The sequence below is a fragment of the Enterobacter sp. Bisph1 genome, from assembly GCF_000814905.1.
Classification (GTDB): Bacteria; Pseudomonadota; Gammaproteobacteria; order Enterobacterales; family Enterobacteriaceae; genus Kosakonia.
The window spans coordinates 1-24,969 of record NZ_JXAG01000015.1 but is presented as its reverse complement, the minus strand read 5'-3'; the positions used below and the strand labels follow the sequence as shown (position 1 = coordinate 24,969).

General features: G+C 54.5%; 21 protein-coding genes. 17 read left to right on the top strand and 4 right to left on the bottom strand.

Annotated features, from left to right (window positions below; translation table 11 throughout):
* Positions 1 to 5: 5 nt before the first annotated feature.
* The 6 genes from RW65_RS00720 to RW65_RS00695 all read left to right on the top strand — a co-directional run bounded on the left by RW65_RS00720 (position 6) and on the right by RW65_RS00695 (position 4,970).
* Positions 6 to 899 carry a transporter substrate-binding domain-containing protein gene (locus RW65_RS00720; protein ID WP_039054738.1) on the top strand — a complete coding sequence of 298 codons (894 nt, stop codon included), beginning with the start codon at positions 6 to 8 and terminating at the stop codon, positions 897 to 899.
* Positions 900 to 1,334: 435 nt separating this feature from the next.
* Complete coding sequence (locus tag RW65_RS00715) at positions 1,335 to 2,348, top strand: LacI family DNA-binding transcriptional regulator (RefSeq protein WP_039054737.1); 1,014 nt, start codon at positions 1,335 to 1,337, stop codon at positions 2,346 to 2,348.
* A gap of 4 nt (positions 2,349 to 2,352) precedes the next feature.
* Positions 2,353 to 2,880 (top strand): AAA family ATPase, encoded by a 528-nt coding sequence (locus RW65_RS00710; protein ID WP_039054736.1) that lies wholly within the window; start codon positions 2,353 to 2,355, stop codon positions 2,878 to 2,880.
* A gap of 33 nt (positions 2,881 to 2,913) precedes the next feature.
* Complete coding sequence (locus RW65_RS00705; RefSeq protein WP_039054735.1) at positions 2,914 to 3,546, top strand: glutathione S-transferase family protein; 633 nt, start codon at positions 2,914 to 2,916, stop codon at positions 3,544 to 3,546.
* 109 nt (positions 3,547 to 3,655) lie between these two features.
* Positions 3,656 to 3,886 (top strand): tautomerase PptA, encoded by a 231-nt coding sequence (gene pptA, locus RW65_RS00700; RefSeq protein WP_039054734.1) that lies wholly within the window; start codon positions 3,656 to 3,658, stop codon positions 3,884 to 3,886.
* A gap of 148 nt (positions 3,887 to 4,034) precedes the next feature.
* On the top strand, positions 4,035 to 4,970 hold the full coding sequence (locus RW65_RS00695; RefSeq protein ID WP_039054733.1) for an alpha/beta hydrolase: 936 nt from the start codon (positions 4,035 to 4,037) through the stop codon (positions 4,968 to 4,970).
* Between the two features lie 4 nt (positions 4,971 to 4,974).
* Here RW65_RS00695 and RW65_RS00690 read toward each other — a convergent pair whose 3' ends face one another.
* Positions 4,975 to 5,553, bottom strand: coding sequence for a flavin reductase family protein (locus tag RW65_RS00690; RefSeq protein ID WP_039054732.1), 579 nt, complete (start codon positions 5,551 to 5,553; stop codon positions 4,975 to 4,977).
* Positions 5,554 to 6,152: 599 nt separating this feature from the next.
* On the opposite strand from RW65_RS00690, the gene RW65_RS00685 reads away from it, so the two are divergent.
* The gene (locus RW65_RS00685) at positions 6,153 to 8,351 is read left to right on the top strand and encodes a M23 family metallopeptidase (protein WP_039054731.1); all 2,199 of its coding nucleotides are present in this window, start codon (positions 6,153 to 6,155) and stop codon (positions 8,349 to 8,351) included.
* On the top strand, positions 8,351 to 9,448 hold the full coding sequence (locus tag RW65_RS00680; protein WP_039054730.1) for a Rossmann-fold NAD(P)-binding domain-containing protein: 1,098 nt from the start codon (positions 8,351 to 8,353) through the stop codon (positions 9,446 to 9,448). The genes RW65_RS00685 and RW65_RS00680 overlap by 1 nt, the downstream gene beginning before the upstream one ends.
* 167 nt (positions 9,449 to 9,615) lie before the next feature.
* On the opposite strand, the gene RW65_RS00675 is transcribed toward RW65_RS00680, so the two are convergent.
* Positions 9,616 to 11,394 carry a diguanylate cyclase gene (locus tag RW65_RS00675; protein ID WP_039054729.1) on the bottom strand — a complete coding sequence of 593 codons (1,779 nt, stop codon included), beginning with the start codon at positions 11,392 to 11,394 and terminating at the stop codon, positions 9,616 to 9,618.
* Between the two features lie 231 nt (positions 11,395 to 11,625).
* Between RW65_RS00675 and RW65_RS00670 the strand changes: the two genes are divergently transcribed.
* From RW65_RS00670 to RW65_RS00655, 4 genes are all read left to right on the top strand, one after another.
* Positions 11,626 to 12,327: an ABC transporter ATP-binding protein gene (locus RW65_RS00670; RefSeq protein WP_039054728.1), complete on the top strand. Its 702-nt coding sequence runs from the start codon at positions 11,626 to 11,628 to the stop codon at positions 12,325 to 12,327.
* Positions 12,324 to 13,292 carry an ABC transporter substrate-binding protein gene (locus RW65_RS00665; protein ID WP_039054727.1) on the top strand — a complete coding sequence of 323 codons (969 nt, stop codon included), beginning with the start codon at positions 12,324 to 12,326 and terminating at the stop codon, positions 13,290 to 13,292. Before RW65_RS00670 ends, RW65_RS00665 begins: the two co-directional genes overlap by 4 nt.
* Before the next feature lie 46 nt (positions 13,293 to 13,338).
* On the top strand, positions 13,339 to 14,994 hold the full coding sequence (locus tag RW65_RS00660; RefSeq protein ID WP_039054726.1) for an ABC transporter permease: 1,656 nt from the start codon (positions 13,339 to 13,341) through the stop codon (positions 14,992 to 14,994).
* A 75-nt stretch (positions 14,995 to 15,069) separates the two neighbouring features.
* A complete protein-coding gene (locus RW65_RS00655; RefSeq protein WP_039054725.1) occupies positions 15,070 to 15,912 on the top strand; it encodes an arylamine N-acetyltransferase in 843 nt (280 codons plus the stop codon).
* On the opposite strand, the gene RW65_RS00650 is transcribed toward RW65_RS00655, so the two are convergent.
* Positions 15,909 to 16,484: a TetR family transcriptional regulator gene (locus tag RW65_RS00650; RefSeq protein WP_039054724.1), complete on the bottom strand. Its 576-nt coding sequence runs from the start codon at positions 16,482 to 16,484 to the stop codon at positions 15,909 to 15,911. The genes RW65_RS00655 and RW65_RS00650 overlap by 4 nt on opposite strands.
* Positions 16,485 to 16,604: 120 nt before the next feature.
* Here RW65_RS00650 and RW65_RS00645 point away from each other — a divergent pair, with 120 nt between their 5' ends.
* Positions 16,605 to 18,092 (top strand): SmvA family efflux MFS transporter, encoded by a 1,488-nt coding sequence (locus RW65_RS00645; protein ID WP_039054723.1) that lies wholly within the window; start codon positions 16,605 to 16,607, stop codon positions 18,090 to 18,092.
* Here RW65_RS00645 and yddG read toward each other — a convergent pair.
* Positions 18,089 to 18,979: an aromatic amino acid DMT transporter YddG gene (yddG, locus tag RW65_RS00640; protein WP_039054722.1), complete on the bottom strand. Its 891-nt coding sequence runs from the start codon at positions 18,977 to 18,979 to the stop codon at positions 18,089 to 18,091. The two genes, RW65_RS00645 and yddG, sit on opposite strands and share 4 nt — an antisense overlap.
* A gap of 220 nt (positions 18,980 to 19,199) precedes the next feature.
* Between yddG and fdnG the strand changes: the two genes are divergently transcribed.
* The 4 genes from fdnG to araJ all read left to right on the top strand — a co-directional run.
* Positions 19,200 to 22,247 (top strand): formate dehydrogenase-N subunit alpha, encoded by a 3,048-nt coding sequence (fdnG, locus tag RW65_RS00630; protein ID WP_156123939.1) that lies wholly within the window; start codon positions 19,200 to 19,202, stop codon positions 22,245 to 22,247.
* 12 nt (positions 22,248 to 22,259) lie between these two features.
* Positions 22,260 to 23,141 (top strand): formate dehydrogenase subunit beta, encoded by an 882-nt coding sequence (gene fdxH / locus RW65_RS00625; protein WP_039054719.1) that lies wholly within the window; start codon positions 22,260 to 22,262, stop codon positions 23,139 to 23,141.
* Complete coding sequence (fdnI, locus tag RW65_RS00620) at positions 23,134 to 23,790, top strand: formate dehydrogenase-N subunit gamma (protein WP_039054718.1); 657 nt, start codon at positions 23,134 to 23,136, stop codon at positions 23,788 to 23,790. The genes fdxH and fdnI overlap by 8 nt, the downstream gene beginning before the upstream one ends.
* A 174-nt stretch (positions 23,791 to 23,964) precedes the next feature.
* Positions 23,965 to 24,969 (top strand): MFS transporter AraJ (araJ, locus tag RW65_RS00615; RefSeq protein ID WP_039054717.1); only part of this gene is annotated, 1,005 nt, incomplete at its 3' end.

The following is a 24,969-nucleotide window of genomic DNA, read 5'->3' as shown; positions in this document are numbered from 1 at the left end:
CCAGGATGAAAAGATTACTGGCGCTGCTGCTGGTCAGCGCGGGCAGTTTTGCCCAAAGCAGCCTCGATATAAAAGCCAATGAACAGCCGATCGCCGTGCAGCGCAATGACGCGGCGATTGCCAAAATCCCGCCAAATTACCGTTTTGTCGAACCGGGAACCTTAACGGTGGCGATCTCGGCGCTGAACTCGCCGCCGCTGGCGCTGGTGGCCAGCGATAACCGCACGCGCATCGGTAGCGATCCGGATATCGCCCGCTTACTGGCGCAAAGCCTCGGTTTGAAGCTGCGGCTGGTGCCGACGGCGTGGGAAGACTGGCCGCTGGGCATTACCTCCGGGCGCTACGATCTGGCGCTGGTGAATATTGCCGTCACCGAGGCGCGAAAACAGAAGTTTGATTTCGCCACTTACCGTGCCGATTCGCTGGCTTTTTCGGTGAAATCCACCAGCGCTATTCAATCAATCAGCGGTCCGCAGGATCTCTCCGGGCGTAAAGTGATTGTCGGATCAGGGACCAATCAGGAGCGCATTTTGCTGCGCTGGAATGAAGAGAACCAGGCGGCTGGCCGGGCGCCCGCGCAGCCGATCTACCTGACGGATGACGCCTCGGGCAATCTCTATATTCAATCCGGGCGCGCCGATGTGGTTTTTGGCCCGCAATCCGTCGCCGCTTATAAAGCCGCACTGAACGGCCAGAGTAAAGTGGTTGGGCTGGGGCCAAAAAAAGCCTGGGTTGCCACGACCACCAGAAAAGGCAACGGGCTGGTTTACGCTCTGCAGGCGGCGCTGGAGGGGGCCATCGAACGGGGTGAATATCAGCAGGTGCTGGCGCGCTGGGGAGAAGCAGGGGAGGCCGTTGAACGTTCGCAGGTCAATCCGCCGGGTATCACCTACGAGTAACTCAATCAGGCTGTTGCCCTGATTGAGCAGGGACAACAGCCTGGCGCGAGGATAAAGACGTTTGCCGAATTTACAGTGTTAGCGAAGATCACGGCGTCGTAACTGGCGCTTACGGTCACAATCAGCACATCTGGACAATAAAGCGTTTGCGCTAACATTTAAGAAGTAACAATTTCCGCACAACAAATAGAGGTAATGACTCCTCAAAAGAGGAACATATATTTTTATGATGAGGAGCATTTAATGCTCACTCATCCTCTTTTATAACGTGATCCATTTCCTTTCGTCTAAAAATTGATAGCGCTAACATTAATAATAAAAACATGATGTAACCCACTGATTTAGCGGAAAGAGCGGCAATGAAAGGAGAAAGGCGTATACTACAACGCAACACTAATTGTCCGACATATACTGCTGATACTCAGTGAGTCACTCATGCCAAAATCTGCTCGTCCTTTGCCGCCGCGTGCGCCGACCCTTGATGATGTTGCCCGTACGGCGGGGCTCTCCTCAATGACCGTAAGTCGGGCGCTTAACACGCCGCAGCTGGTGCGCCCAAAAACCGTGGAAAAGGTGCTCGCCGCGGTAAAAGCGACCGGCTATATTCCGAATGCGCTGGCCGGCGGGCTGGCGTCGCGGCGCAGTAAACTGATTGCCGTGGTGGTGCCGCAAATCAATAACAATATGTTTGTCGATACTATCCAGGCCATCAGCGATGCGCTGGCGCTGCGCGGCTATCATATGCTGCTGTGCGTTGCTGGTTATACCCAACAAACGGAAGCGGAGCTGGTATCTGCGCTGCTGTCGCGCCGTCCCGACGGTATTGTGCTGACGGGGATTCACCATTCTGCGGATTTAAAAAAAGTGCTGCTTAACGCCAGCGTGCCGGTGGTGGAAGTCTGGGATTTAACGCCGACGCCGCTGGATATGCTGGTCGGTTTCTCCCATGAAAAAGTGGGACAGGCCACAGCGGAATACCTGCTGCGTAAAGGCTATCGCCGTCCAGGCCTGCTGTGGGCCGTGGATAAACGCGCGGCGCAGCGTAAAAACGGGCTGTGCGACACGCTGGCGCGTAACGGTATCGCCAACCCCTCTGTCGTTGACATTGCGCTACCGGCACGCTTTACCTCCGGGCGAGAAGGGCTACGCGAACTGCTTGCCCGCGGCGAGTTTGACGTGGTGGTCTGCAGCTCGGATACCCTGGCGCAGGGAGCTATTGTCGAAGCACAAGCCCGCGGCCTTCGTATACCCCAGGATCTGGCGGTAATCGGTTTTGGCGATCTCGATTTCGCCGCTGGCAATCATCCCTCGATCACCACGGTGAGCGTCGACCGACAGATTATTGGTCAACGCGCAGCAACGATGCTGATGGAGCGCATTGAAGGGATGGAGCTCACGGAGGAGATCGTCGATATCGGCTTTCACTTTATTGAGCGGGAATCAGCCTGATCTTATGAGAATCAACGTGATTGGCACCAGCGGCAGCGGTAAATCGACGCTGGCAAAGCGGCTGGCGAGCACGCTTAACGTGCCCTATATCGAAATGGACAGCCTCTATTGGCGTGCCGACTGGCAGGGTACGCCGGACGCGGAACTCTATGCGCGTCTGGAGCAGCTTCTGCAACAGCCTGGCTGGGTGCTGGACGGCAACTATAATCGCAGCCGCGACATCAAGTGGCGGCAGGTCGATATCGTGGTGTGGATCGATTACGGTTTCTGGCGCACCCTGCGCCAGGTCACACTGCGCGCCATTAAACGCGCCCGCAGCAAGCAGGAGCTGTGGCCGGGTACCGGCAATCGGGAAAGCTTGCGCCGTGCCTTTTTGAGCCGCGAATCAATCATCCTCTGGTCGCTAAAAACCTGGCGTAGCAACCGCACGCGTTATCTGCGCGATATGGCCGATCCGCGCTATCAGCATCTGCGTTTTGTTCGCCTGACCTCGCCACAGCAGGTTGACGAATTTATCGCCAGTTTGTCCTAAGCTTAAGGTTTCTTCTGAACCAGAGGTGATGCGATGATCAAGGTGTATGGTGTTCCCGGCTGGGGATCCGCTATCAGCGAAGTGATGTTGACGCTGGCGGAAATTCCTTATCAGTTCGTCGATGTCGATGGATTTGATAAACCCGGCCCGCAGCAGGATAGACTGCGAAAACTCAATCCACTGTGTCAGGTGCCAACCCTGGAGATGGATGACGGCAGCGTGATGACGGAATCAGCCGCCGTGGCGCTGATGATCCTCGATGCCCGTCCCGATTTAGCGCCCGCCGCAGGGAGCCATCAACGCCAACAGTTTTATCGGCTGCTGGTCTGGCTGGTCGCCAATGTTTATCCCACCTTTACCTACGCCGATTATCCGCAACGCTTCGCCCCGGACGCAGCGGATCAGCTGGTGGAAAATTGCCAGAAGTATCGCAAAACGCTCTACCTGTGGCTGGAAACGCAGCTGCAGGCCACACCTTACGCTTTTGGCGAACAGCTCACGCTGCTGGATATCTACCTTTGCGTGATGCGTAGCTGGGGCCCGCGCCACGCCTGGTTTGCCGAGCATACGCCGAAGTTAACCGCCATTGCCGACGCCGTCTGTCGGCTGCCGCAACTGCAAAGCGTGCTGCAAAAAAATGAGATTATCGGGGCGGATCAACGGTAAAACGCACAGAAGCGAAAATAGTCATAAGCGGGGCGGGCTACTATCAACCGGTCCCCTTTTTATGCCGCCCGGTTTTGCCGGGTGACATCTCTTTATTCAGGAGCGTGCTATGCCACATGTCGATATCAAATCTTTTCCCCGTGATTTTAACGATGAACAAAAAACGGCGCTGGCCAACGCTATCACCGAAGTGATTATTCGCCATTTCAACAGTAAAGAGAGTTCGGTGAGCGTGGCGCTTAACGCTGTCGCTGAGGAAAACTGGAAAGCGCAAGTATGGGATACCGAGATTGCGCCGCAGATGGAAATGCTGATTAAGAAACCCGGTTACTCCCTCTAATCGCCTGCCAGCCCACAGCGCAGCGTGGGCTTCTATGATTTTTCCCTTGCGGATTTTTCAATTTTAATGAAACACCGTTTTGTGGCGTGCTTCGAATTTTTAGCGCGCGGGTTAATGCTACATAACTCTTTTTCCCATGGAGAACATTATGTCGCGGACACTCACCTCACTGGCTCTTGCCGGGCTGCTTATCACTCCCGCCGTTTTTGCCGACACCTCTTTCCCCGTCTGGCCGACGGGGGATGCCCCCGGCGCGAAAAATAGCCCGGTCACCTTTAACTTAACCGAGCGAAGTAAGAATCCCGCGCTGCCGGACCGGGCAGTCACCGGCATTCGCGCCCCACAAATCACCGTTTATGCGTCGCAAAAACCTAACGGCACGGCGCTTCTGGTGATGCCCGGCGGCTCTTATAAACGGGTGGTACTCGATAAAGAGGGAAGCGATTTAGCCAAACCCTTTAATGCCCGTGGCTACACATTATATGTGATGACCTATCGCATGCCGGAAGATGGACATGCTGAAAAATCCAATGCGCCACTGGCCGATGCGCAGCGCGCGCTACGCACTTTACGCGCGCAGGCAGCTGCGGGGCAGATTGAAGCTAAAAGAATTGGCGTGATGGGCTTTTCGGCGGGCGGACACGTGGCAGCAAGCCTTGAAACCCGTTACGACGAGACGGTCTATCCGGCAACGGATAGTATCGATAAGCTGAGCGCGCGCCCGGATTTTGTGGTACTCGGTTACCCGGTAATCTCCATGGATGCTGCCATTGCTCACCCTGGATCCCGTGAAGCGCTGATCGGCAAGACACCTACCGCCGAGCAGATCAAACACTATTCCCCGGAGCTGAACGTCACGGCGCAAACGCCGCCGACATTTTTGCTGCACGCCGTGGACGATCCTTCGGTGCCCGTCGCCAACTCGCTGGTGATGTTCAACGCGCTACATGCGCACAATGTGCTGACGGAAATGCACCTGTTTAGCCAGGGGCAGCACGGCTTTGGCGTGCGCGGCGTAACGCATTTGCCTGCCGCCGTCTGGCCGGAACTGGTGATGAACTGGATTGAAGCGCTGCCGAAATAACCGGCTATTTACCGGCACCGGCGGTAAGGATTTTGCCGCTGGTTACAAAGGTGCCACCGCCGAGATGATGGAGGGTATTCAACTGGTCGTCGTCAAAATGCCAGCGGCCGTTGATAAAGGCGCGCTCATCGGCTGCGGCGGAAACCACCTCACCAAACAGTGTGTCATATTTTTCCAGCGCCGCGGTCGGCGGTAATAAGCGGCACTCCATCCAGGCAAGACACTTTTCTTCTACCACCGGCAGGCCCAGTACCGGCCCGGCAATCGCCGGAATGCCATAACAGTTAAATTTGTCCTCATCGCGCCCGGTAACGCTGCCGACAGCGTAACTCCAGTTGGTGGCCGCCACCCCCGGTACCACAATGCCAAACATCCCGCTGCGCAGAATAAGCTCTCGCGACCAGGCGCTTTTATCCACCACGATAGCTATGCGCGGCGGCGAGAATTCCACCGGCATCGACCAGGCTGCCGCCATAATATTGCGACGATCGATCTCATCATCGCGGCTGGTAATCAGAATGGTCGGACCGTGGTTCAGCAGGCGGCTGGCGTGTTCTAACGCCACAGGTCGGAAATGGCTCATAGCAGTTCCTCTGTGCAAAAGTATTCGGCATTAAAGGCCTGAAGCGGCGCGAAAAGCAAGCCTGTGCATTGTAGAGTCTAAAGCTTAGTGAAAAGATAACCCAAGTTAAGCAAATATCTTCTACTTCTGATGCATCATCTAATGGTCATAGCTGTACTTTGGACCCAAGTTTTGACCGCGTAAAAGCTCAGTGGCTAAGCATATTGATATGTACGGCGCAAAACGGCAGAGGCGTGCGATATCTTTGAAAGTTAGTATTTCACCTTACGCTCCGAGATTATCCAAGGTTGCCTGCATAAAATAGCGCTCTTAAACACGACGCCCAGCGCTCCAAACTGATCTTCTTGACCGTTAGTTTATCGCTTTCTTATCTCACCATGCACATCGTGATTAAATGACTATGGCAACTGCACTTTTCAAAAGGAAGACTAAGACATCAGAAATAGTCCGCCGACTGAATATTGCCCGCTCCACGAACTATAAAATTATTAGGTGGAGCGTAAGTATTCCGCATTTTCATTGCCATTGGACAATGCTTTTTTAAATAAAATTACGCTATTTTATGCTCCATTAAATCTGAAATCTGACATGGAGTCAGTATGATAATCAGCCCGCCGTTTATCCGTCCTCGAAACGATGGTGAAAGTGATGCCTCATGGGTTGCAAGGATGATGCCCGTGGACAGCCGCCGTAATTTCCCGCTCAATGCGCACGCATCATGGCATGGTGGTGTACATATCACGCATACCGACACCGGTCACCGTCCCGAAATGGTCCGGGCGATTGCTGATGGTGTGGTTATTTCTTTTCGCAGGCCCTCCACCGACAACAAACGTGATACCTTCCCGCTGAATTATAATGGCAGAACCAATGACGGTTATGTATTGCTCAGGCATGAAACCGATATCGGTGAAAATTGCAGCATTATGTATTACTCCCTCTATATGCACCTCCGGGACAGGCTGGATCCCGCTATCAGTGAGGGGGCCCGGATCTGGCGCAAGGATACTGTCGGGCAGAGCGGTATGGTGGATAACGTGAATGCCTTCCACTTCCAGGTGTTCTGTGACAACGCGAATATGCTGAAACTGACCGGGCGCACCGCCCCCGAACTGGATATCACCCGTGACGGCAGAACCGACACTGTTTATGGCGACATTCATTTTTATCTGCCAGCAGGTACACGTTTTTATGAATCTGTACCTGATCCACGCTCACCGGATACAGCTTATCTGCATGCAGTCCATACCAGCACAGAGCCGCTCTACGTCAGCATGACCTTCGCAGAAGGCGACTGTACCATGGTCACTCGCAGGCAGAATTCCACAATAGTGACACTCTTCAATATGGTGGGTGATCCGTTGGTGAATGCCGATGCTGATCAGTTGGATAATGGTCAAGATACCGTGCTGCGCTATGAGTACAACCTCTACAACACTGCAAATCGCCTGTACCCCCAGAACCCATCAGCTGGTTTTGAACTGCTTCGCTTCGGCCGGATCATCAATACTGAATATGAAACCCTGACACCGGTCAATGCCCCACTGTGGCGTACCGTCAACTTTCCCGGTGGTACGGGCATGGTAAATCTGGCCTTTTCAAACATTAAAAAATTCAGCGATGCCGACTTCCCACACTGGACGGGGTGGCGAATGGTTGATGACGATACGGACACAAACAGCCAGTGCAATTCTCCTTTTATTGCCGTCCTGCAAGAAAGCGAAAACTTTGGGGAACAGAGAAACCGGCTCATCTGTAACTTCCCGCTGGAATGGAATTCCTCCACGTTTGATCAACGTTATGCCTGGCTGAAAACGGGAGCTGACGATATCCCGGTCATGTCAGATACGGACTATGAAGAACTGAAAAGTCATGCTACTGCACTGTGTTTTGAAACAGGTGAGCTCGGAACAGGCAGGATGTGGCATTTCCATCCTGAGGCTTTCATTAGCCATTTTCGTAAGTGCTGCTGGTTGAGTAAATCTGAACTGAAACAGCTGATACCCCTTAACGTAATTAGAATGGCTCGTCGCAATAATTATCTTTGGGAACCCATAGCCTATAGAGATACAACCGGAAGTATGGCAGAAAGTATTCGAACTCACCTGAATAAGGCAATGCAAAAATACCTTATCATTACACCTCTGCGTATCGCCTGTTTCCTTGGGAATGCCATACAGGAGACGCAGTGGCTATCCCAAAGAGAAGAGTTTGGAAACCGACAAGTTTGGTATCATCCCTGGCATGGGCGGGGGCTATTGCAACTCACCAGCCCCAGCAATTACTTTGATTATTTTAGCTTTTGCGGACGTGTGTACACAAATGACATAAAAAACAGATTATCTTCAGAATACAATCGATTATATGCAAATAGTAACATTAGGCTGACAGACAATCGTCTTTCAGATGTAGAAAATGATACTCCTGATGACGTTATTATGTGGAGGGATAATGTTAGCAGTAACGACTACAACGTCGTAAGCAGCGCTGGTTTTTACTGGATTTCAAAATCTATGGCTTATTATTCTGATGCAGAGCATATACTTGAAAGATGTAGCATTAACACGAACCTCAGAATGAGAATCTACTACCGAAGCCCTGCTTTCTGGAAGGCCAGTGCTTCAGTTAATCTACCTGGGAGAATAAATACACTCTATTCCGTTGCCCTCAATGGTTTTATTGATCGCTGCTGCGTATACGGTAGTGCCATTTCAGTTCTCACTGAGCAGAAATTTCCAGATATTAATGCCAATGTAATTATCGAAAAACCAGAATCAAATCAGCTAAGGAGAGGGTAATGAACCGATATTTAATATTTCCGATTGTGCTTTTATTTATTGTCCCCTCTCTTGTCACTGCTCAATCTCGAAGCCAACAGGACATTGAGTCTGATAATTATGCATTGACATTACTTCATAATACGATTGTAAAAAAGCTGCAAACTGAACCAAAGCAAGCATTAGAAAAAATTGCTAAGGATTTCCCGTTAACTGGCAGCACTGACTTTACAATCGATGTGAATACATCAAAAAAAACATTCAAAAAACCGTCAATTGAAATTAGCAACGATGAATGGCAAGCATTTATCAACACAAATTTCAACGCGGAATCGGAAAATGGAAAGATAAATTGCAAACTTGTTGATATCGATGATGACGGTAAGAGAGACCTTATTATTAACAGCTATGTAGGGGGTACTGGATTATTTAGTTACACTGGGGTCCTAAAGCGTGTTGGTGACAAATTTATCGCTATAAATAACCATACTGACAATGGTGCCCATGCGATAACTGGAGCACTATATTCAGAAAATGGGCGCGGAGCCAATCAGTGGAGCGAGTGGGTACGTATTAATGGCCAAGTCTATGCACTTTGGTTCAATGGTGAATATGATGAAGATACCTTTTATTTGTTACGGCCATTTAGTAAAGATGCCCTGGTCCCAAGCATAACTATTTTTTATCAACATGAATACGATGTCTTATCAATTGAACCACAAGATAAAGGGGAACAGTTGAATCTAAAACTAAACGCCCATGATAAAAAACAGTTAATAAAATCCCTCAATACACAGGAATACTACACCAAACAACAGCCACATGTATCAAAGCCAATTTGTCCCATACCAGCAGGCACATTAACAGAAGACGTAGATAATTATAGATCGGGCATTGCTGGGAATTATGTCACGCAACCTATCGCAGTTATCCCTGTTTGGTTGAACGGAATGTGTTTTATTGGCTCCGTCGAAAGCTATTTTGGTCGTGGTGAGTTTATTACCATCAGTGCGCCGAAGGATTTAGAGATACTTGGCACTTACTCGATTACGGGGTTTCGCCATATAAAATCTATAAAAAGCGCCTGGAAATCAAGAGAGGAAAATATTCCTTTATAATAGGCCCTACGGAAGATCCAGCGGAATCAACTGAGCATAACATTCTCTGTCAGCGACGTTAGTAACGCACTGCGGCGTTGATGGAGGACTGGCAACAAAAATTTTTGCTTACCTAGCCCGCCATAATCGATTCGCGCGTATTTTCGTTGTACTTAGCCCCTGATGCCTTATACGGCATTTCGGGCCACCACAATCTGCCCGCGCCCCTGTTCCTTCGCCAGATACAGGGCCAGATCCGCCGCACGCACCAGGTTATCGGCACGGGCGTGACGCGGCCAGGTCGCCAGCCCAATGGAGACCGAAACCGGACCAATATCCTGCGATTCATAGATCATCTGTGCGTTCATAACGTTACGCAGAAGCTGTTCGGCGATTTTTTTCGCCTGCGTCTCATCGGCACCGGGCAGCACCAGTAGAAACTCTTCGCCACCGTAGCGAAAAGCGACGCTGGTATCATCCAGCGTCTCGTTAATCAGCCGCGCCATCTCGCGCAACACCTTATCGCCGGCATCGTGACCGTAGCGATCGTTGAGCTTTTTGAAATAATCGACATCCACCATCAGGACGCTTAACCGCGAACTTTCCACCATCGCGTGGTCGAGCATATTGCGCAGAGTTTCATCCAGGCTATGGCGGTTAAACAGACCGGTTAGCGAGTCATGCATCGCCCGCTCCGTCAACGTGTCGCGCAGGCTCTGATTGGCGAGCGCCAGCGCCAGGGTTTCCGCCAGCAGTTCCAGGTAGATCCACGGCGGCTCTTTATCGGCATGCGTGTTATCAAACGTGAGCAGACCGATACTTTTATTTTGCGCGTTAAGGGGCACGCAAATCGCCTGCAAAGCCTGGGCTGGCGCGAGGTGTTCGCAGGGCATATCAATACTGTCCCTGGCGGGGCTGTGCAGCTGTCCCCGTTTCAATGCCCAGCAAGATTCAGGCGCGAAGGGCGCATCTTCGCCAGGCGGCAGGCCCCAGCGCGCCACGCATTTCATGCGTTTCGTCTGCGCGTTGAGGATAAACAATCGCCCACCCATATCGGGAATAATTTGCGGCGCAAAGCGGCTGACCACGCGAAAAATGGCCTGATGGGAATCGCACCCCTGCAGGCGCTGCGTCATGCGCGCCAGCAGCGTACGCGTCGCCCATTCCGCGTCGCGCTCCTGTTCCAGCCGCTGTCGGGTGAGGCCGTTTTCACGAAAGATACGGATCGCCTGCGCCATATCACCAATTTCATCCACCTGCGCCAGCACCGGCGCTTCGACATTGTAATCCTGGGTGGCCAGTCGATTGACCACATCGCTCAGTGTCACCACCGGGCGCAGGATGCGGTGTTTGATAATAAAACCGAGCACAAACAGAAACAAAAGGGCGGTCAGCCCGACCATGATTTCTGACACCGTGCGTAAGCGCAGAGAGCGCTCGGTAGCCTCCGAAATCGCCGACTGCACGCGCTGATCCGCCAGGCTACGAAAGTGCGCAAAACGGTACTCCGCCTCGGAAAGCCGCTCTTCGTAGCTCGGGCTATACAACAGGTTCATCGCCTCGTTTGCGTTCCCGGCTTGCATATCGGCAATAGCGATGCGCTGCTCATCTTCCAGCTGATCCAGCGTTGCCAGACCATCGCGCAGGATCGACAACTCCTCATCGGACGCGCCGCGGTCGCGCAGGGCGGCCAGATGTTTTTCAAGATCCACATCCTGCTGCTGACGGGTTTTCCAGCTCTGCACCGTTTCCGGCTGTTTTTTGATCACCGCTTCGCGTGCGATATCACTTAACGCCCAGGCCTCTTTTTCCAGCGCATCCGTCAGCGAATCGACAATACGGCTTTGCGCAACGGCCTCACGCTCCGCATGCTCCGCGTTCGAGGCCATAAACAGCGCCACGCCTGAGGAGAGGGTTAGCACAACGGTGGCGACATAAGCAAAATTGGTGATTGTTGCGATGCGCACAAGGAACCTTTTGATCGGAGAAGAGAGTAATGCCTTTTAGTGTAGACATTCAGTTAAAAATCAATAAGACATATTGACGTCATTTATCCGTCATATTCCTTCCATATAGTCAGCGGCATCAAATCCCAAAGAGGATAACAATATGTTTGCTCCCCCTGACTTCTGTTCAGGTGGATGCGTCCCGCTGCAATACGGCGGGTTCGTCACCTTTTGCTTGCGCGGGAGGGGATGATGACCGCATTCACTAACATCCGGCTCAACGGCGTTTCCTTCGCCTTTGGTACGCATACGGTTCTCAATCACATCGACTTAGATATCCAACCAGGTTCTATCGTGGCGCTGCTTGGGCCATCCGGCTGCGGCAAAAGTACGCTGCTGCGCCTGCTGGCGGGGCTAAGCACGCCGGCAGAGGGCGAAATCTGGTTTGGCGACAGACTGGTGGCAAAAGCGGGCTGGGCACTGCCGCCGGAAGCGCGCGATATTGGCATGGTATTCCAGGATTACGCCCTCTGGCCGCATATGAGCGTGGCGCAGAACGTCGCCTTTCCCCTGAGGATGCGCAATGTACCGCGCAAAGCGCGCGAAGAGCGGGTGATGGCTGCCCTAAACAGGGTCGGGCTGGCTGAATTTGCCGAGCGCAAACCGGCCGGGTTATCCGGCGGGCAGCAGCAGCGCGTGGCGCTGGCGCGCGCGATTATTGCCGAACCGGCGATCCTGCTGTTTGACGAACCGCTCTCCAACCTGGATAGCGCACTGCGTGAATCCTTATGTCATGAGATGGCGCATCTGCTGCGCCAGCTTGGCACCACTGCCGTCTATGTCACCCACGATCGTCGCGAAGCCCACTGGCTTGCCGACCGCATTGTGCATTTAGCATCCGGCACCGTTGAATCTGTCCACACCGTTACGCCATCCGCAGGGGAAATTGCATGAAAGCTTTATTGTCCGTGAAACAAGGAGTCGCAGTCGCTATGGTACTGTCGTCGATGTTCTTCTCCAGCGCCCATGCGCTGACCGTCTATACCGCAGGCCCAGGGTCACTGGCGAAAAACCTCGCCGCTGGCTTTGAACAGCAGTCCGGGATCAAAGTTAATATCTTCCAGGCCACCACCGGTAAAGTGATGGCGCGGCTGGAAGCGGAACAGGCCAACCCACAGGCCGATATTCTGATTTCCGCCTCGTGGGATACCGCCGAAGATCTGCACAATCGCGGCTGGCTGTTGCCTTTTACCAGTAAGAATGCTGATAACGTGCCAGCAACGATGAAAAGCGCGGACTCAATCGCTCAGGGCATCTCGGCGCTGGGGATCGTCTGGAACACCCAAAGCGGCACCCCGGAGCCGAAAGAGTGGCGCGATCTAACCCTGCCGGAATTTAAAGATAAAGTCACCACGCCGGATCCGGCGCTTTCCGGTGCTTCTCTCGATTTGCTGATCGGTCTACAAAACGGTATGGGCGATAAGGCCTGGCAGCTGTTTGACGCGCTGAAAAAGAACGGCATGGTGGTCAGCGGCCCGAATGCGCAGGCGGTAACGCCGGTGATGCAGGGGGCAAAAGCAGCGGTGTTTGGCGCGGTCGATTATGTCACCTATGGCAATATCGCGCAGGGCGAATCCCTGAAGGTGATCTTCCCGGCCAGCGGCACCGTTATCGCGCCGCGCCCGATGATGATCCTCAAAACCAGCCAGCATGCAGACGATGCCAAAGCCTTTATTGATTATGTGCTTTCGCCTGAGGGGCAGAAAATGGTCGCCGACGCCTGGCTGATGCCAGCCCGCACCGATGTGGAAGCCAAACGACCGTTGTTTAATGCCCTGAAAGTACTGCCCACCCAAAGCGGCGGCAGCAGCGAGCGCGGCGAGGTTCTGAAACGTTTTAATACGCTCTTCGCACAATAATCCCTCTCTATCGGCGGGGGCAACCCCCGCCTGCAGGATATACGCTGTGAATCAGAGATTAATTGCGCACGCAACCCTGGCGCTGCTGCTGATACTGGTAGCACTGCCGATGCTGTTTATTCTTTTGCAGGCGCTGTTCCCGCACTTTAGCGCCGGGGATTTTCGCGCACCGTTTTCCGCCATCCCCCAGCTACTGGCAGAGCCGCAGCTGCCTGCAATGTTTGGTGGAACGCTGCATATTGCGTTGGGTGTAGCCCTGTGCAGCGCGATCATCGGTTTGCCCCTCGGCGTGGTGCGCGGGCTGTTTGATTTACCCTCGCCGAAACTGTGGGATCTGCTGTTTTTGATTCCTTTTTTAACGCCGCCCTATATTGCCGCGCTGTCATGGATGCTGGTACTGCAAACGCAGGGCTACCTGATGCAGCTCACCGGGCTGGATCTCAATAATCTGCTGTTCAGCAAAAGCGGCATTATTCTGGTGATGACGCTGAATATCTTTCCGGTGGTCTATTTTGCCGTGTCGCGCAGTTTGCTCGCCAGCGGGCAGCGTCTGGCGCTGGTTGCACGGATTCACGGCGCGACACCATGGCGGGCCTTTTACCATATCACGCTACCGTTGCTCGCCCCGGCGCTGGCCGCCGGGATGCTGCTGGCGTTTACCCTCGCGGTGGAAGAGTTCGGCGTACCTGCCGCCCTTGGCAGCCGCTCCGGGGTAATCATGTTGACGGTAGGCATTGAACAGAAGCTGGCGGACTGGCCTATCGATCTGCCCGGCGCATCATTGCTGTCGTTAGTGCTGGTAGCCATTGCGCTGTGCGGTTGGGGATTACAGCGCAAACTGACCGGCGATAGCGATGTCACCAGCGTCACCGGTAAACCTGCTGAAAATATCGGCGCAAAGCTCGGGTTGGCTACATTGCCAATCGTGCTGGTGATGGCTTTCATTGCCTTTCTCGCCGTCGTATTGCCCGGTTTGTCGATGACACTGACGGCTTTTAGCGCCACGCTTTCCGGCGGCCTGTCGCTGGATAACCTCACGGTGAAGCACTTTGCGGCACTGTTCGCCCAGCGCGGCGATGCGCTGCCCGCCCTCGGCACCAGTTTATCGCTGGCGTTCGGCACGGCGCTGATTACCGGCGCAGTGGGTTTATGCGCCGCCTGGTTAGTGGTGATGCAAAAGATAAAAGGGCGCAGGGTTATTGATGCGTTATCCCTAATGCCCGCGGCGTTGCCCGGCGTAGTGGTGGGCGTCGGTTTGATTTTATTGTGGAATCGCAGTTTCTGGCCGGTTTCGCCCTATAACACCTGGGCAATGTTGCTTATCGCTTACTGTTGTCTGTTGCTGCCGTGGCCGGTGCGCTATATCAGCAGCGCCATGCGCCAGCTCGGCGCGAATCTGGAGCCCGCCGCGCGGGTGCACGGCGCCAGCGCGTTACAGGCGCTGCGTTTGATTGTGCTGCCGTTGATCTTCCCGGCGCTGCTGGCGGCAATGCTGATGGTGTTCGCCATTGCCTCACGGGAGCTGGTCACCTCGCTGCTGTTAGCCCCGGCGGGCACGCAAACCGTGGCGGTGTTTATCTGGCGACAGTTTGAACAAGGCTCAGTAGGACAGGGGATGGCGATGGCGACATTGACGCTTATCACCGGACTGACGCTGATGCTGGTGGCCCTTGGCATCATGCAGCGTGGCACAAAGCGCTAAATCAAGGGCACGAAATTACCGGCGTCGCAAAAAAAATGCGTTATAACAAGGGGACATCATTCGCAAGGAGCCTGTATGACCCCTTTTTTGACTGCCTATCTGCAGCGCATCGGCTGGACGCAAACCCCCGATGTCTCACTGGAAACCCTGCGCGGGCTGCATTTACATCACAACGGCGCGATCCCCTTTGAAAATATCGACGTGATCCTGCCCCATGAAATCGATCTGAGCGATGAAGGGATCTTTCAGAAACTGGTGGTCGCCCGACGCGGCGGCTACTGCTTCGAGCAGAACGGATTATTTGAACGGGTATTGAAAGAGGTGGGGTTCACGGTGCGCAGCCTGCTGGGACGGGTGATCATTGCCGATCCGCCAGATATGCCACCGCGCACCCATCGTATTCTGCTGATACAGCTGGCGGGCGAGCCGTGGATTGCCGACGTTGGCTTTGGCGGGCAGTCGCTGACCGCACCGATCCGCCTGCAGGAAGGGATTGAGCAGGCCACGCCACACGGGCTTTACCGTTTGCAGCGCAACGGCGATGACTGGATACTGCAGTTCCGCCACCATGAGCGCTGGCAGTCAATGTATCAGTTTGAGATGGGACAGCAGTATCAGGCGGATTTTGTGATGGGCAACTTTCATACGGCGCACTGGCCCACCTCCCATTTTCGCCACCATTTGCTAATGAGTCGTCATCTGCCGGATGGCGTAAAGCAGACCTTAACCAACTTCCATTTCACCCAGTGGCAGCATGGACAGGTGCAGGAATCGCAGACCTTTGCCGATGTTGCCGCCCTCTATGAAGCACTGCAAACCCGTTTCGGGCTTGGTGTGAGCGATGCCCGGCACGGCTTTAGCCTGCAACAGCTGGAAGCGGTGATGGCCGGTTTTGCACAGCATGACGAGAAAGCTTAACCGAGCTCTTTTTCTATCATAAACGCCAGATGGCGATTGAACGCCGCATCATCGACATCTGGCATGCCGAGAACACAAATCCCGTCGAGGCCGCACACCAGCGCAATCAGCCGCCAGGCGATATTTTGCGCCGTATCACCCTTGCTAAATTCCCCGGCGGCGCGGCCTTGCTCAATCATCTGCACCACTTTGCTGTGCCACATCTCCATGGTTAGCAGGTAAGCGCTTCGGATCTCTGGCTCTTTACTCGCCAGCAGTAACGCTTCGCGCCATAAATGGATATAGGGTTCAAGCCCGCCTTCATCGCTGCCCAACATTGAATGCAGCCGATCGCGCCACGGCGCGCTGTCGGGCACCACTTGCACCTCAAGCAGTTCGGCAATCAAGCGGATAAACGCCTGGGCTTTGAGATCGTTCGACGACAAAAAGTGGTGATGAACCTGCCCGGTAGCAACAGCGGCCTCGCTGGCGACGCGGCGAACGGTCATGGCAGAGAGGCCTTCCGCCAGCGCCACGCGCATCGCGGCGGTGAGGATCACTTCACGGCGATCCTCTTTATTCAGATAACGCATATCACCTCAGGGCAACAGGGGAAAGATGCGAAGTGTAACAAAAGTCTGGACATACGTTCAACTTTCCGTAGGATCGCTACCTGGACGTCTGTCCAGGAATGAAAAATGTTGGAGAGAAGTATGTTTCGTCAGTGGTTAACGCTGGTCATTATTGTGTTGGTCTATATTCCAGTCGCTATTGATGCGACGGTGCTGCATGTCGCCGCGCCCACACTAAGCGCGGTGTTAAATGCCAGCGGCAATGAGCTGTTATGGATAATTGATATTTACTCGCTGGTAATGGCGGGAATGGTGCTGCCGATGGGCGCGCTGGGCGACAAAATTGGTTTTAAACGGCTGCTGTTAATCGGCAGCGGCCTGTTTGGCGCGGCCTCCTTTCTCGCCGCATTCGCTTCCAGCGCCGGCTGGCTTATCGCCTGTCGCGCATTGCTGGCGGTGGGCGCGGCGATGATCGTTCCGGCGACCCTCGCCGGGATCCGCAACACCTTTGCCCATGCGCAGCAGCGCAACATGGCGATCGGCGTCTGGGCTGCGGTGGGTTCCGGCGGCGCGGCATTCGGCCCGCTGATTGGCGGGATGTTGCTGGAGCATTTTTATTGGGGCTCGGTGTTTTTAATTAACGTGCCGATTGTCCTTGCCGTGATGGCGTTAACCGCACGGCTGGTGCCGCGCCAGCAAGGGCGGGCCGATCAGCCGTTGTATCTCAATCAGGCTTTGTGCGTGATTGCCGCCATTCTGCTGCTGGTGTGGAGCGCAAAAACCGCCCTGAAGGGAACGCTGCCCGTGTGGATGGTGACTACTGCGCTGTTAGCGGGTGCGACATTGCTGACAGGGTTTGTGCGTGTGCAGCTGGCAGCGGCAACGCCGATGATCGATATGCGCTTATTTACCCATCGCGTGATCCTAAGCGGTGTGATGATGGCGATAATGGCGATGGTCACGCTGGTCGGTTTTGAACTGTTAATGGCCCAGGAGCTGCAGTTTGTACACGGGTTTACCCCCTTCGCCGCCGGGGTGTTTATGCTGCCGTTGATGCTGGCAAGCGGCTTTAGCGGCCCCATTGCAGGCTGGCTGGTGTCGAAACTCGGTTTACGGCTGGTCGCCGCAGGGGGCATGGCATTGAGCGCGGTCAGTTTTCTCGGGCTTTCCGCCACCAATTTCGCCACCCAGGGCGTGCAGGCGGGCATTCTGATGGCGCTGCTGGGCTTTAGTGCGGCAAGCGCGCTGCTGGCCTCGACGGCGGCGATTATGGCCGCCGCGCCAAAAGAGAAAGCCGCTGCCGCAGGGGCAATAGAGGCGATGTCGTACGAGCTGGGTGCCGGATTAGGTATTGCGCTGTTTGGGTTGATCTTAACCCGCACCTTCTCGGCCTCCATTGTGCTGCCCCAGGGGTTGAGCGATGATGCGGCGGCGCAAGCCTCTTCATCGATTGGCGAAGCGTTCCGCCTGGCGCATGAGGTACAGCCCGATATAGCTCAGGCGCTGATCGGTGCGGCGAAAAGCGCCTTTATTCACTCCCACAGCGTTGCCCTCGGCACCGCCGGAACGCTGCTGATGCTGCTGGCGATAGGCATCTGGTTTAGCCTCGCGCGGGTGGAAAACACCTAAGCTTTGCGAGGTGTGCGCGTTGACCACCAGCAGAGCAGCGATCCCGCGCACACCATAAGCGCCCCTTGCCAGAAGGAAAACGAGAGCGGGGCGCTTAATACCACCGCCGCCAGCGCGGAAGAGAGCACCGGCGTGAAATACGAGGCCGCTGCCAGCAGCGTGACGTTGCCGTGCAGGATACCGATATTCCACGCCGCGTATCCCAAACCGAGCGCCGTCGCGGTCATCAATAGTTTTACTACCACCGGCAGCGTAAAGACCATATCCGGCTGCGACGTCAGGGCAAATTTGACCCACAGCGTCGCCGCCGTCAGCAAGACAAACAGCGTAATACCGTTTGCGCCGTTGGCATATTTCGTCGTCACCGTACAGTAAATGGCCCAAATAAAGGCCCCGACAAAGGCCAGCCCATAACTTAACGGACTGCTGATAATATTTTGCTTGATACTGTCGATATTCAGTCCGCTGTCGCCGCCGAGTACCCAACTAACGCCCAATATCGCCAGTAATAAACCGGGAATAATCCAGCCGTTCGCTTTTTGCCCGGTAAATAATATTGCGCACATAATCGTCAGACTCGGCCATAAATAATTGACCATGCCGACTTCAATCGCCTGTTGACGGCTGGCAGCAAAGCCCAGCGAGAGCGCCAGGCACAGCTCATAGCTGACAAACAGCACGCTGCCAGCAATAAGATAACCGGGTGAGAATTTACGCCAGTCCGGAAAGCCAACGGTGATAATCAACAGCAGACCGCTCAGGGTATAAATCATCGCCGCGCCGCCGACGGGGCCGAGCCCTTCACTGACGGCGCGAATAAAACCAACCATCGTGCTCCAGAGTAATACCGCCAGTAAACCGATTAGCGTTGCGCGTTTTTTATTCATCACCGCGTATTTTCCCTAAAAAACAAAGCAAAACTTATAACACGGCAAAACGGCTTACGTGAAATTCATCACTCGGTAGCTACCTATTTTGAGTAAGAAAAATTTGCCGGGCGAAACTATTAGGTATCACGCCCCCGGCGTTATTGATTTACCGCAATTAATTGCCGCGCTGAAATGATTAGTTTCCCGCCGCAGTCGTAGACAATAATTGAGGAAAGCAATGGACGTCAGCCGCAGAAAGTTTTTTAAAATCTGCGCGGGCGGGATGGCAGGAACCACAGCGGCCATGCTGGGATTCACTCCCAAAATGGCGCTGGCACAGGCACGAAACTATAAATTACTCCGTGCCAGAGAGACGCGAAATTCCTGTACATACTGCTCCGTGGGTTGCGGGTTATTAATGTATAGCCTGGGCGATGGTGCAAAAAACGCAAAAGAGGCCATCTATCATATTGAAGGCGATCCGGATCATCCGGTCAGCCGCGGCGCGCTGTGCCCGAAAGGGGCCGGTTTGCTCGATTACGTTCACAGTGAAAACCGTCTGCGCTACCCGGAGTATCGTGCAGCGGGTTCAGACAAATGGCAGCGCATTAGTTGGGACGACGCTTTTGAGCGCATTGCCCGCCTGATGAAAGCGGATCGCGATGCCCACTTTGAAGAGACCAACGCCGCAGGCGTAAAAGTGAATCGCTGGCTCTCAACGGGTATGTTATGTGCCTCGGCGGCCAGTAATGAAACCGGCATGCTGACGCAAAAATTTGTGCGCTCCCTCGGGATGCTGGCGGTAGATAACCAGGCGCGCGTCTGACACGGACCAACGGTAGCAAGTCTTGCTCCAACATTTGGTCGCGGTGCGATGACCAACCACTGGGTTGATATCAAAAACGCCAACGTGGTGATGGTGATGGGCGGCAACGCCGCTGAAGCCCACCCGGTCGGTTTCCGCTGGGCGATGGAAGCCAAAAACAACAATGATGCGACGCTGATCGTCGTCGATCCGCGCTTTACGCGCACGGCTTCGGTTGCGGATATCTATGCGCCGATACGTTCCGGGACGGATATTACTTTCCTCTCCGGCGTGCTGCGCTACCTGATCGAAAACAATCAGATCAACGCTGAATACGTTAAACACTACACCAACGCCGCGCTGCTGGTGCGGGATGATTTTGCCTTTGAAGACGGCTTGTTCAGCGGCTATGACGCGCAAAAACGCCAGTACGACAAAACCTCGTGGAACTATCAGTTTGACGAAAACGGCTATGCCAAACGCGACGATACGCTGACGGATCCGCGCTGCGTGTGGAACCTGCTGAAACAGCACGTTGATCGCTATACGCCAGAAACCGTCGAGAATATCTGCGGTACGCCAAAAGTCGACTTCCTGAAAGTGTGCAAAGTATTAGCTTCTACCAGCGCGGTCGATCGTACCACCACCTTCCTGTACGCGCTGGGCTGGACACAGCACACCGTGGGTGCACAGAACATCCGTACCATGGCGATGATCCAACTGCTGCTCGGCAATATGGGGATGGCCGGTGGCGGGGTGAACGCCCTGCGCGGTCACTCAAATATTCAGGGGCTGACGGATCTGGGGCTGTTATCCACCAGTCTGCCGGGTTACCTGACGTTGCCGTCGGAAAAACAGACCACGCTGGAACAGTACATGGCGGCCAATACGCCGAAAGCACTGCTGCCGGATCAGGTCAACTACTGGAGCAATTACCCAAAATTCTTTGTCAGCCTGATGAAGTCGTTCTACGGCGATGCGGCGCAGAAAGAGAATAACTGGGGCTTTGACTGGTTGCCGAAGTGGGATCAGTCCTGGGATGTGATCAAGTACTTCAACAAGATGTCGAAGGGCGAAGTGAATGGCTATATCTGCCAGGGCTTTAACCCGGTGGCCTCTTTCCCGGACAAGAACAAAGTCGTCAGTACGCTCAGCAAGCTGAAGTACATGGTGGTTATCGATCCGCTGGTCACCGAAACCTCCACTTTCTGGCAGAACCACGGCGAGATGAACGATGTCTCTCCGGCGGAGATCGCTACAGAAGTGTTCCGTCTGCCATCGACCTGTTTTGCTGAAGAGGACGGCTCGATTGCTAACTCCGGGCGCTGGCTGCAGTGGCACTGGAAAGGCCAGGATGCGCCGGGCGAAGCGCTGAACGATGGCGAAATCCTTTCAGGGATCCTCCACCGTCTGCGCGAAATGTACACTCACGAAGGCGGTAAAGGCGCGGAGCCGCTGCTGAAAATGTCCTGGAACTACAGCCAGCCGCACAATCCACACTCGGAAGAGATTGCCAAAGAGAACAACGGTTATGCGCTGGCGGATCTTTATGACCCGAACGGACAGCTGTTGGTGAAAAAAGGTCAACTGCTGAACAGCTTTGCGCTGCTGCGCGATGACGGCACCACCGCATCATCGTGCTGGATCTACAGCGGCAGCTGGACCGAGCAGGGCAACCAGATGGCGAACCGCGACAACGCCGATCCTTCCGGGCTGGGTAACACCCTCGGCTGGGCGTGGGCGTGGCCGATGAACCGCCGCGTGCTCTACAACCGCGCCTCTGCGGATGTACAAGGCAAACCCTGGGATGCGAAACGGATGCTGATCAAGTGGAACGGTGCGAAGTGGGTCGGGAATGATATCCCGGACTTTAACACCGCGCCGCCGGGCAGCAATACCGGGCCGTTCATCATGCAGCAGGAAGGGCTGGGACGTCTGTTCGCTCTCGATAAGCTGGCGGAAGGACCGTTCCCGGAACACTACGAGCCGATGGAAACACCGCTCGGTACTAACCCGCTGCACCCGAACGTAGTGTCAAGCCCGGTGGTGCGTCTGTTCGAGGACGATGCCAAACGGATGGGTAAAAAGGATCAATTCCCGTATGTCGGCACCACTTACCGCCTGACGGAACATTTCCATACCTGGACCAAACATGCGCGTCTCAATGCCATTGCGCAGCCGGAGCAGTTTGTCGAAATCAGCGAAACCCTGGCGGCGGCAAAAGGCATCAACAACGGCGATCGCGTAACGGTGAGCAGCAAACGCGGCTTTATACGCGCTGTTGCGGTGGTGACGCGTCGTTTGCAGACGTTGCAGGTGCACGGTCAGCAGGTGGAAACCATCGGCATTCCGCTGCACTGGGGCTTTGAAGGGGTGGCGCAAAAAGGCTATATCGCCAATACGCTCACGCCGAACGTCGGTGATGCGAACTCGCAAACGCCGGAGTACAAAGCGTTTTTAGTCAACATTGAGAAGGCGTAAGGGGGCGCAATTATGGCTTTGGAAACGCAAGACATTTTGAAACGCTCCGCCACCAATCCGGTTACGCAACCGCCGCGTGCAAGGGATTACAAAGCGGAAGTCGCGAAGCTTATCGACGTTTCCACCTGTGTAGGCTGCAAAGCCTGCCAGGTGGCCTGTTCCGAGTGGAACGATATCCGTGATGAAGTGGGGCACTGCGTCGGGGTGTATGACAATCCCGCCGATCTGAGCGCCAAATCCTGGACGGTGATGCGTTTTAGCGAAACGGATCAGAACGGCAAGCTGGAGTGGCTGATCCGCAAAGATGGCTGTATGCATTGCGCAGATCCTGGCTGCCTGAAAGCGTGCCCGTCGGCGGGGGCGATTATTCAGTACGCCAACGGCATCGTCGATTTCCAGCAGGAGAACTGCATCGGCTGCGGCTACTGCATCGCCGGATGTCCATTTAACGTCCCGCGCCTCAATAAAGAGGATAACCGGGTCTATAAATGCACCCTCTGCGTCGATCGCGTCAGCGTCGGTCAGGAACCGGCATGTGTGAAAACTTGTCCGACCGGGGCGATTCATTTCGGCACCAAAGCCGAGATGCTGGAGCTGGGCGAACAACGTGTGGCGAAGCTGAAAGCACGCGGTTACACCAACGCCGGGGTTTATAACCCGCCGGGCGTGGGCGGTACCCATGTGATGTATGTGCTACATCATGCCGACCAGCCGGGGCTGTACCACAATTTGCCAAAAGATCCGCAGATCGACACGGCGGTGAATCTGTGGAAAGGGGTGCTAAAACCGCTGTCGGCGGCGGGCTTCCTCGCCACCTTCGCCGGGCTGATTTACCACTACATTGGCATCGGGCCGAATAAAGAAGTGGACGACGACGAGGAACATCATGAGTAAGTCAAAAATGATTGTGCGCACCACCTTTATTGACCGCGCTTGTCACTGGACGGTGGTGGTGTGCTTTTTCCTGGTCTCGCTGTCGGGCATCTCCTTTTTCTTCCCGACGCTGCAGTGGCTAACGGAGACCTTCGGTACGCCGCAGATGGGGCGCATTCTGCACCCGTTCTTTGGTGTGGTGATCTTCCTCGCGCTGATGTTTATGTTTGTGCGCTTTGTGCATCACAACATCCCGGACCGCAAAGATCTGCCGTGGCTGAAAAACATTGTCGAAGTGCTGAAAGGCAATGAACACAAGGTGGCGAAGGTCGGCAAATATAACGCCGGACAGAAAATGATGTTCTGGACCATTATGAGCATGATTTTTGTGCTGCTGGTGACCGGCGTGATTATCTGGCGGCCCTATTTTGCTCCCTATTTCCCGATTGAAGTGATCCGCTACAGCCTGCTCATTCATGCGGCTTCGGCGATTGTGTTGCTGCACGCGATCCTGATCCATATGTATATGGCGTTCTGGGTCAAAGGCTCGATCAAAGGGATGATCGAAGGAAAGGTGAGCCGCCGCTGGGCGCAGAAACACCACCCGCGCTGGTATCGCGACGTTGAGCGTCTGGAAGCGAAAAAAGAGAGCACCGAAGGCATTAAGTGAGTCAACCACGCTCCGGTAAATTCGCCGGAGCGTTTCCTCCCGTCACACGTTCCGCATATGCAAAAACCTGCCTGAAATGATGGACGTATGTGCCAGCTTGGCCATTTAAACTGGTCTGCCCGCGGTGAATAGTCAATAATGCCAGTCGCAATCTTTTAACAAGTGGTTAGTGGTATGAAAAAAACCGTTTTTTCGTTGGCACTTGCGACCTTTGGTCTGGGCATGGCGGAGTTCGGCCTTATGGGCGTGTTAACGGAACTCGCCAACAATGTTGGCATTTCTATTCCGTCAGCGGGACATATGATCTCCGCTTACGCATTTGGTGTGGTGATCGGCGCGCCGATCATGGCGCTGTTTTCCAACCGTTTCTCCCTTAAAAGCACGCTGCTGTTTCTGGTGGCCCTGTGCCTCGTCGGCAATGCGCTGTTTACCTTCTCAACCTCCTATACGATGTTGATTATCGCCCGGCTGATCTCCGGTTTCCCCCACGGCGCGATCTTCGGCGTGGGGGCTATCATCCTGTCGAAAATTGCCCCGCCGGGCAAAGTGACGATGGCGGTGGCCGGTATGATCGCCGGGATGACCGTTGCCAACCTGATCGGCATTCCGCTCGGCACGTGGATTGGCCACGCCTTTAGCTGGCGCTACACCTTTTTAATGATCGCCGTTTTCTTTGCGCTGGTCATCGTGTCGGTCATTTTCTGGGTACCGTCGCTGTTTGATACTCGCACAAGCCGCATGAGTGCGCAGTTTCACTTTTTGAAAAAGCCGGAACCGTGGCTGATTTTCGCCGCCACCATGTTTGGCAATGCAGGGGTTTTCGCCTGGTTCAGCTATGTGAAGCCGTTTATGGTTAACGTCCCGGGTTTTACCGAGACCGCGATGACGCTGATTATGATGCTCATGGGGCTGGGTATGGTGCTGGGCAATATGTTCAGCGGCAAAGTGTCGGTTAGATTCAGCCCGCTACGCATTGCGGTGGTGACGGAGCTGATGATTATGCTCGCCATGCTGGTGATGTTTGTCGCGGGTGTGAGCAAAGTGGGGGCGCTAACCCTTGGTTTTGTCTGCTGCGCCGGTCTGTTCGCCCTCTCCGCACCGCTGCAGATTATGCTGCTGCAAAATGCGAAGGGCGGTGAGATGCTGGGTGCGGCGGGCGGGCAGATGGCCTTTAACCTC

What these genes read in the sequence shown, in the direction of transcription:
- RW65_RS00680 (WP_039054730.1), top strand. Translation starts at nt 8,351, where the DNA reads ATGAACCGATATTTAATATTTCCGATTGTGCTTTTATTTATTGTCCCC.
- RW65_RS00670 (WP_039054728.1), top strand. Translation starts at nt 11,626, where the DNA reads ATGACCGCATTCACTAACATCCGGCTCAACGGCGTTTCCTTCGCCTTT.
- RW65_RS00695 (WP_039054733.1), top strand. Translation starts at nt 4,035, where the DNA reads ATGTCGCGGACACTCACCTCACTGGCTCTTGCCGGGCTGCTTATCACT.
- RW65_RS00685 (WP_039054731.1), top strand. Translation starts at nt 6,153, where the DNA reads ATGATAATCAGCCCGCCGTTTATCCGTCCTCGAAACGATGGTGAAAGT.
- RW65_RS00645 (WP_039054723.1), top strand. Translation starts at nt 16,605, where the DNA reads ATGTTTCGTCAGTGGTTAACGCTGGTCATTATTGTGTTGGTCTATATT.
- RW65_RS00665 (WP_039054727.1), top strand. Translation starts at nt 12,324, where the DNA reads ATGAAAGCTTTATTGTCCGTGAAACAAGGAGTCGCAGTCGCTATGGTA.
- RW65_RS00650 (WP_039054724.1), bottom strand. Translation starts at nt 16,484, where the DNA reads ATGCGTTATCTGAATAAAGAGGATCGCCGTGAAGTGATCCTCACCGCC.
- fdnI (WP_039054718.1), top strand. Translation starts at nt 23,134, where the DNA reads ATGAGTAAGTCAAAAATGATTGTGCGCACCACCTTTATTGACCGCGCT.
- fdxH (WP_039054719.1), top strand. Translation starts at nt 22,260, where the DNA reads ATGGCTTTGGAAACGCAAGACATTTTGAAACGCTCCGCCACCAATCCG.
- RW65_RS00720 (WP_039054738.1), top strand. Translation starts at nt 6, where the DNA reads ATGAAAAGATTACTGGCGCTGCTGCTGGTCAGCGCGGGCAGTTTTGCC.
- RW65_RS00690 (WP_039054732.1), bottom strand. Translation starts at nt 5,553, where the DNA reads ATGAGCCATTTCCGACCTGTGGCGTTAGAACACGCCAGCCGCCTGCTG.
- pptA (WP_039054734.1), top strand. Translation starts at nt 3,656, where the DNA reads ATGCCACATGTCGATATCAAATCTTTTCCCCGTGATTTTAACGATGAA.
- RW65_RS00715 (WP_039054737.1), top strand. Translation starts at nt 1,335, where the DNA reads ATGCCAAAATCTGCTCGTCCTTTGCCGCCGCGTGCGCCGACCCTTGAT.
- RW65_RS00705 (WP_039054735.1), top strand. Translation starts at nt 2,914, where the DNA reads ATGATCAAGGTGTATGGTGTTCCCGGCTGGGGATCCGCTATCAGCGAA.
- yddG (WP_039054722.1), bottom strand. Translation starts at nt 18,979, where the DNA reads ATGAATAAAAAACGCGCAACGCTAATCGGTTTACTGGCGGTATTACTC.
- RW65_RS00710 (WP_039054736.1), top strand. Translation starts at nt 2,353, where the DNA reads ATGAGAATCAACGTGATTGGCACCAGCGGCAGCGGTAAATCGACGCTG.
- RW65_RS00655 (WP_039054725.1), top strand. Translation starts at nt 15,070, where the DNA reads ATGACCCCTTTTTTGACTGCCTATCTGCAGCGCATCGGCTGGACGCAA.